13 protein-coding genes are annotated in these 14147 nt (G+C 41.4%); 10 read left to right on the top strand and 3 right to left on the bottom strand.

The genetic code is table 11. The features are described from left to right. The first annotated feature begins 108 nt into the window (after positions 1 to 108). From M595_RS12730 to M595_RS12765, 9 genes are all read left to right on the top strand, one after another. On the top strand, positions 109 to 633 hold the full coding sequence (locus M595_RS12730) for a hypothetical protein (RefSeq protein ID WP_023066712.1): 525 nt from the start codon (positions 109 to 111) through the stop codon (positions 631 to 633). 196 nt (positions 634 to 829) lie between these two features. Continuing rightward, the gene (locus tag M595_RS12735; RefSeq protein WP_023066751.1) at positions 830 to 2314 is read left to right on the top strand and encodes a hypothetical protein; all 1485 of its coding nucleotides are present in this window, start codon (positions 830 to 832) and stop codon (positions 2312 to 2314) included. A 414-nt stretch (positions 2315 to 2728) separates the two neighbouring features. Then, a complete protein-coding gene (gene apcA / locus M595_RS12740; RefSeq protein WP_023066696.1) occupies positions 2729 to 3214 on the top strand; it encodes an allophycocyanin subunit alpha in 486 nt (161 codons plus the stop codon). 87 nt (positions 3215 to 3301) lie between these two features. Beyond that, a complete protein-coding gene (gene apcB, locus M595_RS12745; protein WP_023066695.1) occupies positions 3302 to 3787 on the top strand; it encodes an allophycocyanin subunit beta in 486 nt (161 codons plus the stop codon). A 255-nt stretch (positions 3788 to 4042) separates the two neighbouring features. Further along, positions 4043 to 4246, top strand: coding sequence for a phycobilisome linker polypeptide (locus M595_RS12750; protein ID WP_023066740.1), 204 nt, complete (start codon positions 4043 to 4045; stop codon positions 4244 to 4246). 142 nt (positions 4247 to 4388) lie between these two features. Continuing rightward, complete coding sequence (locus tag M595_RS12755; protein ID WP_152983571.1) at positions 4389 to 6656, top strand: hypothetical protein; 2268 nt, start codon at positions 4389 to 4391, stop codon at positions 6654 to 6656. A gap of 352 nt (positions 6657 to 7008) precedes the next feature. Next, a complete protein-coding gene (locus M595_RS12760; RefSeq protein ID WP_023066725.1) occupies positions 7009 to 7425 on the top strand; it encodes an Hsp20/alpha crystallin family protein in 417 nt (138 codons plus the stop codon). A gap of 293 nt (positions 7426 to 7718) precedes the next feature. Next, the gene (locus M595_RS31170; RefSeq protein WP_161809821.1) at positions 7719 to 7883 is read left to right on the top strand and encodes a hypothetical protein; all 165 of its coding nucleotides are present in this window, start codon (positions 7719 to 7721) and stop codon (positions 7881 to 7883) included. Positions 7884 to 8014: 131 nt separating this feature from the next. Continuing rightward, positions 8015 to 8242 (top strand): hypothetical protein, encoded by a 228-nt coding sequence (locus tag M595_RS12765; protein ID WP_040484051.1) that lies wholly within the window; start codon positions 8015 to 8017, stop codon positions 8240 to 8242. Positions 8243 to 8395: 153 nt separating this feature from the next. Here M595_RS12765 and M595_RS12770 read toward each other — a convergent pair whose 3' ends face one another. After that, positions 8396 to 9793: a TldD/PmbA family protein gene (locus M595_RS12770; protein WP_023066752.1), complete on the bottom strand. Its 1398-nt coding sequence runs from the start codon at positions 9791 to 9793 to the stop codon at positions 8396 to 8398. A 318-nt stretch (positions 9794 to 10111) separates the two neighbouring features. Here M595_RS12770 and M595_RS12775 point away from each other — a divergent pair, with 318 nt between their 5' ends. Then, the gene (locus M595_RS12775; protein WP_238987076.1) at positions 10112 to 11836 is read left to right on the top strand and encodes a sensor histidine kinase; all 1725 of its coding nucleotides are present in this window, start codon (positions 10112 to 10114) and stop codon (positions 11834 to 11836) included. A gap of 92 nt (positions 11837 to 11928) precedes the next feature. On the opposite strand, the gene M595_RS12780 is transcribed toward M595_RS12775, so the two are convergent. Further along, positions 11929 to 12726, bottom strand: a complete 798-nt coding sequence (locus M595_RS12780; protein ID WP_040484052.1) for a hypothetical protein — start codon at positions 12724 to 12726, stop codon at positions 11929 to 11931. A 13-nt stretch (positions 12727 to 12739) separates the two neighbouring features. Then, entirely contained in the window at positions 12740 to 14047 is a 1308-nt protein-coding gene (locus M595_RS12785) for a DNA cytosine methyltransferase (RefSeq protein WP_203419077.1), read from the bottom strand. Positions 14048 to 14147: the final 100 nt, after the last annotated feature.

Below are 14147 nucleotides of genomic sequence, written 5' to 3' on the forward strand. Positions count from 1 at the left end.
CAATTGCTGCGCGAGATTGTTTCGTTTATCTGGGCTGAAAAAACCTTTAATTTTGTTCTGCAATTGCTGCGCGAGATTGTTTCGTTTATCCAGAAATAACTGGCAAGTTTGGAACACCAAGATAGTCATTTAAACTACTCGATTGAAGATTTTCAGCGTTTGCAAGCTGCTCTAAACACATTTGTTAGTCAAACCGATCAAGTTCAAGGAGAACAGGCGGTAAAATTATTAATTGATGAACTGAAATCTAAGGTTGAGTATTATCAGTTATTTACTCAAGAACAATCGGAAAAAGTTCGTAAACAAGAAGCAGAGGTTAAACTCCAAGAAGAATTGGAATTAAAAAGCCAGCAAGTCGAAGAACTTCAGCAGCGAGAAGCGGAACTTAAAAGCCAATATCAAGAGCAACTTCAGCAGCGAGAAGCGGAACTTCACAGCCAACATCAAGAGCAACTTCAGCAGCGAGAAGCGGAACTTCACAGCCAACATCAAGAACAAATTCAGCAGCGAGAAGCGGAACTTAAAAGCCAATATCAAGAGCAACTTCAGCAGCGAGAATATCAACTCAAACTGGAAGAAAAAGAACGGATTCAAAAACAAATCAACGAGTTAGAAAGCCAAATTAAGGAATAAGAAATAAAAACAGAATATCTCAACCCATAAATGATCGGTAGGTTGGGTTTCACTTTGTTCAACCAAACAGTTCAGGAAAGTCAAACCCAATCGACAGAATAAGTTTAAAATTTTTCTAACGTTTTGGCTCAACAGTTGAATCTTGTGGCAAACTAAAGTATTACTGTTTTTCCCAGGAGTTCAACGAGGTGCAGCGATGAATACAGACGTACTGCTTCAGCTTAAACGAGAATTTCAGCTCTTAGTTGAACAGATGAAAATTGTCTTCTGTCCCCAGGATGGTATTCAGCAACGCGCCTATGATATTCTACAATTCAAAGTTTCGTTAAAAAATCTTCAAACTCGTTTACAAACCGAAAAACAAAATCATTCAAGCTTTGGAGATTTGGATCAGTTAGAAATTCTCTGGGCGGATGAAAAAACAAAACAAAAATGGTATCAAAAACGAGAACAACAAGAAGAACTCTTAGATCGGTTGCTCATCCATGATAATTTATTACTATGTTTTTGTGATTTTATTCGATACAATGCTTACAAAGATACGTTAAATCCGACTTCACTTTTGAATCATCTCGTCGAATTTATTGCAATTGATATTCGTCGTTATACACACTTTCCTTATTTAGCGATTGCTTACAAAGGAATAGAAACCTTAACTTCTGAAATTAAGCAGTTTATTAATCAACTCAAAAAACAAATTCTCCCCGGACAAAAGCATAAACAAAAGCGACTTTATACCCTAATTTTAGAGTTAGAAGAATATCAGTCTATTATTCAACCGCAAGCCCAACTTTTTGCCCAAGAAAAAGCCGAGTTTGAACGTCAAAAACAACAGTGGTATCAACAACAAGAAGAACTGAAACATCAACAACAAGCTTGGTTAGACGAACAAAAAGCCAAAATCCATCAACAAGAAGCCCGTTTAGAAGAACAAAAGTTAGCACTGCGACGACAACAGCCAACGCTAATTCAGCCTAGTATTGAATCTTTTTCCCCAGTTAAAACTGACGCAGTAATTGATAAAAAACCTGCTAAAAATCGCCAGCGTTTAGGTGGGAGTCCCTTTCTCTTGTTAGCTGTTGTGATTGGAATTTTAGGCGGAGTACAGTTTCTCCCCAAAGCCTCAGTTAACTCTCGAAAACAAATTAGTGCTTTGGCTGAAAATCAACCGTTAGAACTGCGATTAAAATCTGCTCAAGGGTTAGCAATGAAAGCCAGTGAAGCGGTAGAAAATCCACCTTTACCGTTAACAGCTTGGAGAGAAGCGCAAGGAAAATGGGAAGATGCAATCACAGTATTACAAGAAATGCCTGCTCGTCAAATGCAATCAGAACCCGTTCAAAAACAGTTAGCAATTTATCAAGAAGATTATAACTGGGCGAGTCAAAAGTTAATTCAAGAACAAACTGCGATCGCCAATTTTAATAGTGCCAAAAAATTAGCATTAAAAGCCTCTGTTCTTGTCAAAAATCCGCCTGATTCTGTAGAAGTTTGGCAACAAGCCGAAAAGAAATGGCAAACCGCAATTAACTTACTCGAAACCATTCCGAATGATACATTTATTGCGCCGCAAGTGCAAGAGAAATTAACCCTTTATCGACTCAATTCTCAAGAGATCGAAAAACGGATTCTGATGCAAAAGCAAGCCGATCAACAACGCCAGAATAACACCCAAAGCTAAATTCATTCCCCCACCTCCCAAACCCCCTAAGAATGAGAGGTTATGTAAAAAAATATTACGATACCCCTAATAATGTGAACGTAATGCCTCAAAATACATCCGGTAGGTAGTTAAAAATTATCGGGCGATTGTCCCGCTTGACTACCTGACTAGAGATTGGATCGTTCGGCAGACAATGTAACTTTATGTTGCGGCTCTCAGAGATTAGCAACGGGCTTCAAAAGCTGCTAAGACGGGACAAATCAGCAAAGTTAAGTGTTAAACAGCGAATGCTAGTCCTCTTGACAGGACAGCACTTAACAGGGTTTCATTCGGGTTAACCCCCAAAATGATTAGCCCCCGACAACAGATCAAGCATCTGCACCAGTCGAGGGTAAAATCATGAACACGTTAGCTAAAACTCTTTGGTAAAAAATGAGTATCGTCACTAAATCCATCGTAAATGCAGATGCTGAGGCTCGTTATCTCAGCCCTGGTGAATTAGATCGAATCAAATCATTTGTCACAACAGGTGAGCGTCGGGTTCGCGTTGCAGAAACCATGACCTCCGCTCGTGAGCGCATCATCAAAGAAGCTGGAAACCAACTGTTCCAGAAGCGTCCTGATGTTGTCTCTCCTGGTGGTAACGCTTACGGTGAAGAAATGACCGCAACTTGCTTGCGTGATTTAGACTACTACCTCCGTCTGATCACTTACGGAATCGTAGCAGGCGACGTTACCCCTATCGAAGAAATTGGTATCGTTGGCGTCCGTGAAATGTACAAGTCTCTCGGTACTCCCATCGAAGCCGTTGCAGAAGGAATTCGCGCGATGAAGGGTGTTGCTACTTCCTTGCTGTCTGGTGAAGACGCATCTGAAGCAGGAGCTTACTTCGACTATGTTATCGGTGCAATGCAGTAACGTCATCGGATCAGCCTTGATCTTCGTGACCCCACCCTTAAGAATCTTAGATTCAGCAGCAACACTTAAGAAATATTAGAGTCAATCATGCAAGACGCAATTACTTCCGTAATCAACTCCTCTGACGTTCAAGGTAAGTACCTTGATTCCAGCGCTCTCGATAAGCTCAAAGCTTATTTTGCAACTGGCGAACTGCGTGTTCGGGCTGCGACCGCTATCAGTGCTAACGCGGCTTCCATCGTTAAAGAAGCAGTTGCTAAGTCTCTGTTGTATTCTGATGTTACCCGTCCCGGCGGAAATATGTACACCACTCGTCGTTATGCAGCTTGCATCCGCGACTTGGACTACTACCTCCGTTATTCCACCTACGCCATGTTAGCGGGTGACGTTTCCATCTTGGATGAGCGTGTACTCAATGGCTTAAAAGAAACTTACAACTCTTTGGGTGTACCCATTGGTTCGACTGTACAAGCCATTCAAGCCATGAAAGAAGTCACTGCTGGTTTAGTCGGCGCTGACGCGGGTAAAGAAATGGGCGTTTACTTCGACTACATCTGCTCTGGCTTAAGCTAGAACTCTTTAAAAGACGAACCTGTTCAACAGGGATTGAGAATCTAGACGTGATTCTTTCCGTTGTTGTGTATTGCTCTATCGTCTCTAAAGCAAGGCTAGGGAAGTCGGTCGTGAGTGCTAGAACACTAAAGGCTTGTCTCTTTCTTGTAGAATGATGAGTTTTCGTGAGCTAGTATTGGCCCCTGACTCCCTGCCTTCTATCGTTTTAAAAAGACTGTAAAGACTAGGACTTTTATTTTGGGAGAATCATGTGCCATGCGAATGTTTAAAGTGACAGCTTGTGTTCCGAGCCAAACTCGAATTCGGACTCAGCGGGAATTACAAAATACATACTTTACCAAATTAGTTCCTTACGATAGCTGGTTCCGTGAACAGCAACGAATTATGAAAATGGGCGGGAAAATCGTTAAGGTTGAGTTAGCCACAGGTAAGCCTGGAATGAATACAGGTTTGATGTAATGGTGTTCCCACGCCACAACCCTCTGTGGGTTTGGCGAGGGATGGGTGATCGATTAGCTTTTGATCTTTGAGGGAAAACCTGAAAGTTTCAATTCTAATTTTTTTTTGATCTCTTTTGGGGAAATCTCGTCAGCTATTATAAATGGGTGTAGCAGAACTAGGGCGGGAGATGCAGATGAAAAATTGGGAATTTCTGCTTCAAAAAGAAGGAGATACCACTTGGCTACCTTTAGAAACTCCAGATGTGGAAATTCTAGAAGGACGTTATCGAGTTGTCGCTCGTTCTAGCTATCCGAACGCTAAAATCGAAATTCGGATTATTCATCATGCTTTGGAGGAAACTCCCCCTGTTCGGCGTGTACAAACTCGCAACACAAACACCTCTGCTGAAGGATTAATGGTTGTGATTCCCTACACTCGACTCAAACCGGGAATTTGGGAACTGTCCTGTTCACCTCATCGGCCAGCGGCTCTTGTCAACTTGTCTTCTGATAACGGCGTTAAACTACGGGTTCTCTCCAATGACTCCGAACCGTTAGAACACCCTCCCACTTTCGATGATGATCTCTCCTCAGACTCAGATGAAGCGGTTTCAGATGAAAATGATCACGAAGACGACAGCCAGACAACCGTAACCGCAAAATCCATCGTTGAGATTGTTGACGAACGTAACACCACCCCAGAAACTTCTCCCCCAGAAACTTCTCCCCCAGAAACACAACCGGAATTCGCCTCAATAGAGTTGACGGGCGACACCGACTCGACTCCAAACTCTGAGACTAAACCTTCCGACGAGTCATCCGACACAGAATTTGTGATCGCCGCCGAGTCCTCTCCAGAGCCTTCAGAAACCGTTTCACCAGAGTATGATGATCGTCTCCAGGTGGAAGTCCAAAATATCCAACTCACCCTTGAACAAGATTCTTTTGTCGCTAAATTAGGACAAGCGTTATTAATTTCAGGACGGGTTGAAGCCGCAACATCTTCAGAACCGTTGAATCCTGAACCGATCCAATATTCTGTAGATCAGCCTCATGTAGAAGTTTATCTCCGTGATCCCCACAACTCCAATATTTTATTACAAGTTCAACAAGCAATTCCACAATCGATTCTCCCGATCTCTTTTGCTTGTTTGATTTATATTCCCTTTGAATGTCAAACTCGCCTGATCTTAGGAGAAGTGGTGATTTCCAGTCACGGAGAGTCTCTGACTCGCCATTCCTTTTCCATCGCCACTCAAGTTGAACATCTTCTCCAAGTTCTAGAAACCGATTTTAGTTCTCAAGCGGAGATAGACGAGACAACCGATCAACCAGACGAAGTTGAACTTGAAAACCGCTTACATCTGATTGATCCCAACGCCAGTCCCGAACCCGAACCCCCAGTATCCAAACCCAATTCTCGCCGTCCCACTGTTCCCGTTGTTTCAGCAAACGCTCAAACCCCCATTGATGAAACAACGTCCTCATCTTCCCTCGAACTCCCGAGTTTTGGTTCTTTTCTATCTGGGGATAGCGAACCGTCGGTTGACTCGACAGCTTCCTCCTCAGAACAAACTCCAACGACTTCTCAAGAGGCTGCGGATGCAGAAATTCTCACTCCCACTGATGAAACATCCCCAGAATTTATTTCCTCAGAAACAGACGATGAGGAGAGTGAAGAAGCTCAGTTAGTCCAGGTTTCACCGATTGATCCGGCTTTTCAAGCGTTGAAGTTAGAAAATCGTTTTTGGTCGCGCTTAAATTCTTTAGCTCAGGATCAAGATTTGTCTCAGTGGATGAAGCAAGCCAAACCGACTCCTTTACCCGACACTTCTTTTGTGCAAACTCGCCAGGATGAATCTCCAAAACCGAGTGTTTCTTCCCCCTCTGCTGACGCTGAACCGTTGTTTCCTTCCTTTGATGATGATTTAGAGTCTCAAGAAATTGTGGTAGATGATGAGTCATTGGAGACTCCGCCATCCTCTGTTGCTTCCCGACCCCCTTTGCGACTGTTAGACTCTCGTCACAGTCAATCCTCGACGTCTGAATCTTTGAGCGCAATCTCAGAAGATGAACCGATTCCTGCTCCGACTTTAGAAGTGATCAATCCCGAAATTATAGCAGGTCGAACGGTCAAAGTTAGGGTGCGGATGAGCGAGAATTTACCGCGAATTTATGTCAAAATATGGGTGTATGATCGCCAGTCTCGCAGTATTGTAGACGGGCCACGCTGGTTAACCGAGTTTTCACCCAACGGTTTAGACCAGATTGAAACCACAGTGAACTTAGAGATTGCTTATGGCAGTTTAGAGGTTCAATTTGAGGCGATCGCAGTTGAGATGCAGACTCAACGAGAAAGTCATAAAGTGATAGTCAAACGTTCTGTTGTTCCTCCGGCAGCTCCTACTTTGCCTTTAGATGAGGAATGAGCGCAGAAAAGACATTTAAAATTCCCGATCTAGATTAACTTTAATTCTTCTCTATTTTAGGGAATTCTTTCTTATAAAATAGCAGGATAGTTTTCAGTTTTTTTAGTCAAAGGGTGGGTCTTTAATCAGACTGAACAGTTATCGTTTTACTTGAGAAAAAGTTGTTAATCATATTGGTTTACGTGCATTTTTATGTGCGGGTTTTTGCCTATTTTTAACAACGTTGCTTTAATGTCTTTCTCTTGAGGTTTGGACTAATCTCAGCTTTAGATCAGACTCTTATTGAAATGAATTGCAGATCACAAATCTCACTTTGAAGTTAACATTGATTTTTTTAAGGAGTTTTAACCCCATGGTACTGACACACTATCAATCCTTTCAATATCTAGAAAATATTGATCGCCAAGTTGATCAAGTTTTTAATGAACCTGAACTTTTGGGAAATACTAATTTTAATATTCCGGTGATTAAAATTCAGGAAAAAAAAGAGATAATTGTGATCAAAGTGATTTTACCGACTTTAGAGGAAAACAGTTTAGAAATGCAAGTAACCGCAGAATCAATTGTGCTTTCGGGGAACTTGTATTATCTTCCACAAACCCAAAAATCGCCGGATCAGACAGTTGTCAAAAATTCCCAAAAGTTTCGGAAAATAATCGCCCTTCCGCAACCGATTCTGAGTGCAGGTATAAAATCAGACTACTTCAACGGTATTTTAACCTTGATTTTACCTAAAGCTGTTGAATCTCCAGCTTATTGTCAATCCTAAGTTGGATTGTGTAATTGTTGAATTGAGTGAGGTTAAATATGAATAAACTTCAAAAACCTTCAAACTTTTCTCAGTTTTACAGGATATAAATCTCCAAAGGTATTGTCTTTAAAAAACTCAATAATTATCTCCGATCTCGTCTACCCACTGGACGGGATTTTTTAGTGAAGTTATGTAGATTTGCGCTCATAATTAAGCATTTAGGATTAATTAATAAACCACTTGATCATTTTAACCGGATCTCGAACAAATTGTCTGTATTAGAAAATGGACAGACTCATACGGACAGACTCATGCGTTTCTACACTTTAATCCTATTCTTCAGCCTTTTGTCAATGGCTTCTGCTGATGCAATCAAAGGTGTTCAAGCTGCTTCCTCATTGTTGATTGCTCAAGATAGCAGTGAAATTAACTGTAATAGTAATTGTCCTCCAGGTCATCGTGGAAGTGGACGTTAATCTGAAACTGAGTCAAAAAGCAGTCAAAAGAAGTTTTTAAAAGCGGATTTGGGGAGTCAATTTTCAAATTTGTCCTGATCAAATAGCAAAGAACTTGTACTCAGAAGTGATACCTTAGCCCCGTTCCTACCATGCTAAACCCTATTTTAGTATCTGTTTTTAGCTTACTCTCTTTCGGCTTGGTCGCTTCTTCTCCGTTCTTTCAACACAATCTTCTCACTCAGTCACTATTGTTGAGTGAACTGCAAGTTGCTCAGACAAAATCCGAGTTCAATAAGTTGACCTTCCAACACCACACTGACACAGAAGATACTGCGCCTGATGCAAGCCGAGGAGATTCTCGTCGAACTTCATCATAGTTTTAAGATCACAAAGTATCTCATCATTGATTCACTGGAGATCAATCCTGACTGCTACCAACACACCATACAAGCTAGACTTGCTCCACCCGGAATTCCTCTGTAGGAATTCCGGTATTTTTTTGGGCGGATAGAAAATCGAGCAAAAAGAGATTAGGAAACTTCGCCTCCGACAACCACATTCCGAATTCTCAAACTTGGCCCGCCACAACCGACCGGTAAACCATTTTGTCCGCCTTTTCCACACCCTCCAGATTCATCCCAATAAAAATCATTTCCAATCGCTTCAATATCAGCTAAAGTCGTAAATACATTTCCTGATAACGTCACATCTCGCACAGGTTCAGCTAGCTTTCCATTCCGAATCATCCACGCTTCACCCGCACTAAAGGTAAACATTTCACCATTGGTCATTCCCCCCAACCAATTTCGTGCATAAACCCCTTGCTTGACTTCACTGAATAAATCCTCAACCGCAGTATCTCCCCGTTCTATCCAAGTATTTGTCATGCGAACCAAAGGCCGATAATGATAGTTTAAACAGCGAGCATTTCCCGTCGGCGCTTCTCCTAACTTTCCCGCCGTTTCCCGAGAGTGTAGACGACCTACTAACGCCCCATCTTTGATTAATTGTGTTGTTGTTCCGGGTGTTCCTTCATCATCGTAAAAATAGCTTCCCCGGTGTCCAGGAGGTTCCGCCCCATCAAAAATTTGCAGGTTTTTCGGCCCAAACTGACGCCCCAAAGTCATCACTTCCAATAAGTCAGGGTTCTCATAGGTCATATCCGCTTCCGAAAGATGACCAAACGCTTCGTGAACAAATAAACCTGTTAAAATCGGATCAATGACTACAGTGTAAGTATTTCCTTTAACGGGAGGAAGATCTAGGGAATTCACCGCCCGTTGCGCTGCACTCTGAACTTGAGTATCAAGGTGAGTTAAATCTTCATAAGCCCGACGTGATCCAGTGGTTTCCCGTCCTGTTTGTACGGTTTCCCCATTGCGGGCTGTCGCTGCGAAGCGCATTTCCATATCTACCCAAGCTTGTTCGAGGAATGTTCCTTCAGAAGTGGCTAGGAGAATACGCTGGGTGCTGTCATTGTAACGAACTGAAATCGTGGTAATGCGGGAATCAACACTTCGCAGAATATGGCCATAGCGATCGCAAAGTTCTTTCTTTTGCGCCAGAGGAACTTGACGGGGATCGGTTCCAGTTAAAGGTAAAATCCGAGTTTCCTGTACAATCGGAATCGGTGCGAGTAGGGTTTCTTCCTCACCGATGAGTTTCGCCGCAGTAATGGCTTGAGAAACTTGCTTCTCTAAACCTTCGAGTCGATTAAAACTCGCAAAACCCCAACCCCCTTTATGACAGGCGCGAACTTGTCCACCAATTGAAAGGCCTTCGCTGAGGGTTTCAATGCGATCGCCTCTGAGTAAAATATCCGTTTCTTCAGCTTCTTCGACTCGAATTGCTAAATAATCGACCTGAGAACGATAGCGTTTAATTAAATCAGCCAGTACATTTTTGAGATCCGTGAGCAAAGTGGGCATAATTTTGAAGCAACGTTAACAGTATGTTCCTACTATTTTGTATCAGACTATGGGAGGTCGTGAGGTCGTGAGGCCACCGAAAAAACAGTAAAAGCGGTGATTGCGACTAATTGGTTCGGTTCTACGAATCTCCAAGTCGTCTCGATCTAGATATCCTGAGAGTCAGAGGGGATGCTAAGAATATTAAAAAATAGCGTCGAAGGTTCAGTCTTCCAACTTCTATATTAAAAATTAAAAGTTTATATTGGGTAGGCTGGAACTGAGTTAAGTTAACGATAAAGTTTTTGCAGTTTTTGAAGTCAAAGGCAGGAAATGACCGTGAACCAGCTTCTACCAACCATTAGTGAAATTTTAGCGCGTCAAGGGTTAGAAAGTTCTCTAGATTTCTATCAAAATACAGTACCCTCTGGTGGCTCTAGTCCTTACACTGTTTATTATGCTAGCAAACAGCAACTCAAAGCTGAACGGGAGTGGTGTGGGGCAATTAAGGCAATTCATCAACTCCTCAGACAATTGATTATCCAACAAGATCGACAACGATCACGGACTTGTTGTTCTGAAGTTAGGAAAAAAGACTTGATTCACGCCACAGGACGAGAGACACTAACCGAGGATAGATCCCCACCTGTGTTGACCACACCTCCACAGGGATTAGTGCTTTCTGGGCCTTCTCCGGTTTTAGTTCATCCCGCCTTAGCGTTGAATTTTGCGACTCAAGTTTTTGTTCCTCAGATACCCGGTTGGGAAGGGTTTTCCGTACCGACTCGACAAAGATTATCTTTACTTCCATCTTCTTCTAACGATTGTGAGGCTTCGGTTCCCCCAACTTTTGCGTTTCCATTATTACGCGACGATCCTCAAGCGAATGAACCGTTTTGTATTGTTTTAACTTCTCGGTTTAGTTTGGTCATGGTTTTGGGAGAAGATGCGAAAGGTTGTCCTGCGTTTCAATTTTCTTTTGATCCAGATGTGGTTGAACAAGCATTAGAATTGTTACGACGGCGATCGCTATCTATTCGTTCTCAAGCCGAGGGTCAATCTTCTGATCAATTCCCTGATCCGGTGAAGTTACTTGATCGTTGGATCGAACAATTTCCCCTTGTTGATCCGAACTACAAAACTGTGATGCAATTCTCTCGTTTACTGTTAGAGAGTTTGCCTTTGGACTCCGAAAAACCCCGTGAAACCATGAGAATGCTTAACCCGGCTTCCAAACCTAAATCTCAGTCTCAGGAAGTCTTTGTTAATGTCTCTGGCCCTCAGCATTCTAATGGTCATTTACCTCATTCTCAAACCGCTGCTGATGGAAGTTTGGATGCTTCTCAAGTGGAGTTGATCCAAGCCATTTCCCATGAAGTTCGCACACCCCTGGCAACGATTCGCACGTTAACTCGATTATTATTAAAGCGTCAAAAATTTGATCCGGATATTGTTCGGAAACGGTTAGAGATGATCGATCATGAATGTACCACACAAATTGATCGGTTTAACCTAATTTTTCGTGCGGTTGAGTTAGAACTATCCCAAACTAAACAAGCCTCGGAAAACAAAACTCAAAAACCCTCTGTTCAACTCACGCCGATGTCGCTTGGAGATATCTTACAAAATAGTCTTCCCCGTTGGCAAAAACAAGCAACTCAACGCAATCATACTCTAGAAGTTAATTTACCTCAAAAGTTACCTCATGTTGTTAGTGACCCGACGATGTTGGATCAAGTTCTGACGGGTGTGATTGAAAATTTTACTCGCAGTTTACCTTCGGGAAGTCATATTCAAGTTGAAGTTCGTTTGGCTGGACATCAGTTGAAATTACAACTCGAATCTCAATCTAAATCTCAGCAACCTTGTCCATTTGGAACAGCAACAAAGTCTTCTCTGAAGTCGATTGGACGGTTGTTAATGTTTCAGCCCGAAACGGGGGCGTTAAGTTTAAATATGGCGGTTACAAAAAATTTATTTGAGGCGCTTGGCGGTAAATTAGTCGTGCGACAACGATCTCAACAGGGTAAAGTGATGACGATTTTCTTACCGTTAAAAAGTTAAATATTAGAGGGTAATAACAGAGAAACCCAGTTTTTTGGAGAAACCGGGTTTCTGAAAGCTATTAAATTTATTAACTGTCTGATTCACTTGATTCAGTAATCAGCTCTATAGTGTTCTAAGTCCATATCGGAAATTTCTTGAGCGGTCACCAGTTTATAATGCTTTTCTTCAACTATTCTAACCTCCGAATCACTTATAGTTAACTCAAATATTGAGATTAAATTATTATCAATAAACTGAGCGGATACCGGACGACAAACTAATTCTGGAAATTTTTCTGTACAGTATGCAAGATCTTGTTTCGTCTGAACAACACTAATTTGATCGCTTCCACTTTTAGCTTGAACGGGTACAATAAACTGAGATCCTCTTTGATTTAACCCTACATAAACCTCATCTATTTCTATCTGACCGATTTCACGAACAGTTGTTCTCAAATGATTTTGCAAAGAATAAGCGGTAATCCCTAAAAAGATATCGATTAACCTATTGTATCTAATCTTTGCAAGCAGAGCCTGTTCATCACCCGATGAATATTTTTCAACGATTTCAGGAGTTGAATCGGGAATTTTGATTTCAACTAAACTCATATTCGGTACAATACGGTTGACTCGTTCTAAGCTAAATCGGTAGACTCCTCGACCTGCTAATTCTATTATCCATTCCAAATCAGGAGGTTGAGTCTCTCTGATTTCTTGAGGTAAAGGTCTACGAAATCGATAACTATAAATTACATCACCGCAGTTTTTAGCACTTAGACCCAGATTTCTTCCAATATCTACAATTTCTTCCCGACTAAATTCAAATTGATTAAGTCCGGGTTCATAGTAACGAAAGAAAATTTCTCGGATCGTAGAACTATAGATTCTCGATTTTTCTAATCTGCTCATATCTAAACTAAAGTTATGATTTTTTCTTGCGAGTTCTCGGTGCAATGATATGAGGATCTACACCATAATACTTTGCTGCTTGCGACATATCAAATCGCAGTAATTGTTCATCTCCGAGTTTGATTTTATCTTGGGGTTTTTCGGGTTGAATCTTTAATAATTTCATAATTTCCGCTGCGACTGCTTGGGCGAGTAAAGGGGGAACAGAGTTGCCAATTTGACGACAACCATGCCATTTTGTCACATGAAACCTAAACCAATCGGGATAAGAATGCAGTCTAGCGGCTTCTCTGACGGTAATACATCGAGGGATAAAAGGATGAATGGGACGAGGAGAAGTATAAGCCCCTCGACTACTCGGAGTTCCCGCCCTCAAGGTATTACATAAACCATCAGGATCAAGTTTATGAAAACGGCTAATAGGTTCTGTTTTTCCGGGAGGTGTTGCTGCGAATCTTTCGATAGATTCTATACTGTGTTCGGTTCTGAGACTCGAAGTTAATTGTCGAGAATTGTATTGACGCGGATAAGAATAATCGTTTGTCGTTTTAACTATTCCTCTTAGTATTTTAGCATACATACTCGGTTTAGAAAAACGAACATTCGCCCAATCTTGTTGGGTTAATTCGGGATAATTCTCGATTTTAGGTAAATCCTGTAATGCTTCTCGAACCGTGGGAGTTTGAGGAAGATGAGAATAACGTTTTGCAACTGGGGAATAGGGCGGTTGAAAAGTGGGTTCAGGATAATTGGGTAATACTAAATCTTGCCGACATCCGAGTAAAAATAATCGTTCACGCTTCTGAGGAACACCATAATAAGCGGCATTTAATACTTGATAGGGTTGGCGAACACGATAACCATAATACTCAAATTTATTAATCAATTCTTGAATAAAAGTCTGATGCTTTCCTGATGCTATTCCTTTGACATTTTCAAAGACAAAATATTTGGGTCTGAGTTCAGCAACAATTCGCACAAAATGAAAGACTAATAAATTTCGAGAATCTTCTAACAATCGTTTGCCAATCAGTGAAAATCCTTGACAGGGAGGCCCTCCAAAGATAACATCTATGTCTTGATTTTTAATTTTAGAATCAATTCTAATTTTATCACTAGAAAGTTTGCTAATATCTTCACAAAATACTGACCAAAGTGGAAAGTTGTATTGGTGAACTGCACAATGAATGGGATCAATTTCCCCCGCAGCCAGAACATCAAACCCCGCCTGTTCAAAGCCGAGTGTCATTCCTCCGGCTCCCGCAAATAAGTCAACAGCAATTGGTCTTTTCGTTTTCACAGTTTGAAGCTGATCTAGCATTATTGAAATGAGTTATCTTGATTTTACCATCAGGGTTGATTATAACATCATAGGAAGATAATATGAAAGTTGTAGATCAAATTATCTTTCAGTAGATATT

Origin of the sequence: Lyngbya aestuarii BL J (assembly GCF_000478195.2) — a bacterium.
Lineage (GTDB): Bacteria > Cyanobacteriota > Cyanobacteriia > Cyanobacteriales > Microcoleaceae > Capilliphycus > Capilliphycus aestuarii.

Bases quoted from the DNA above. Each gene is read 5' to 3' on its own strand.
- M595_RS12735 (WP_023066751.1), top strand. From the start codon at position 830: ATGAATACAGACGTACTGCTTCAGCTTAAACGAGAATTTCAGCTCTTA.
- apcA (WP_023066696.1), top strand. From the start codon at position 2,729: ATGAGTATCGTCACTAAATCCATCGTAAATGCAGATGCTGAGGCTCGT.
- apcB (WP_023066695.1), top strand. From the start codon at position 3,302: ATGCAAGACGCAATTACTTCCGTAATCAACTCCTCTGACGTTCAAGGT.
- M595_RS12750 (WP_023066740.1), top strand. From the start codon at position 4,043: ATGCGAATGTTTAAAGTGACAGCTTGTGTTCCGAGCCAAACTCGAATT.
- M595_RS12755 (WP_152983571.1), top strand. From the start codon at position 4,389: ATGGGTGTAGCAGAACTAGGGCGGGAGATGCAGATGAAAAATTGGGAA.
- M595_RS12760 (WP_023066725.1), top strand. From the start codon at position 7,009: ATGGTACTGACACACTATCAATCCTTTCAATATCTAGAAAATATTGAT.
- M595_RS31170 (WP_161809821.1), top strand. From the start codon at position 7,719: ATGCGTTTCTACACTTTAATCCTATTCTTCAGCCTTTTGTCAATGGCT.
- M595_RS12765 (WP_040484051.1), top strand. From the start codon at position 8,015: ATGCTAAACCCTATTTTAGTATCTGTTTTTAGCTTACTCTCTTTCGGC.
- M595_RS12770 (WP_023066752.1), bottom strand. From the start codon at position 9,793: ATGCCCACTTTGCTCACGGATCTCAAAAATGTACTGGCTGATTTAATT.
- M595_RS12780 (WP_040484052.1), bottom strand. From the start codon at position 12,726: ATGAGCAGATTAGAAAAATCGAGAATCTATAGTTCTACGATCCGAGAA.
- M595_RS12785 (WP_203419077.1), bottom strand. From the start codon at position 14,047: ATGCTAGATCAGCTTCAAACTGTGAAAACGAAAAGACCAATTGCTGTT.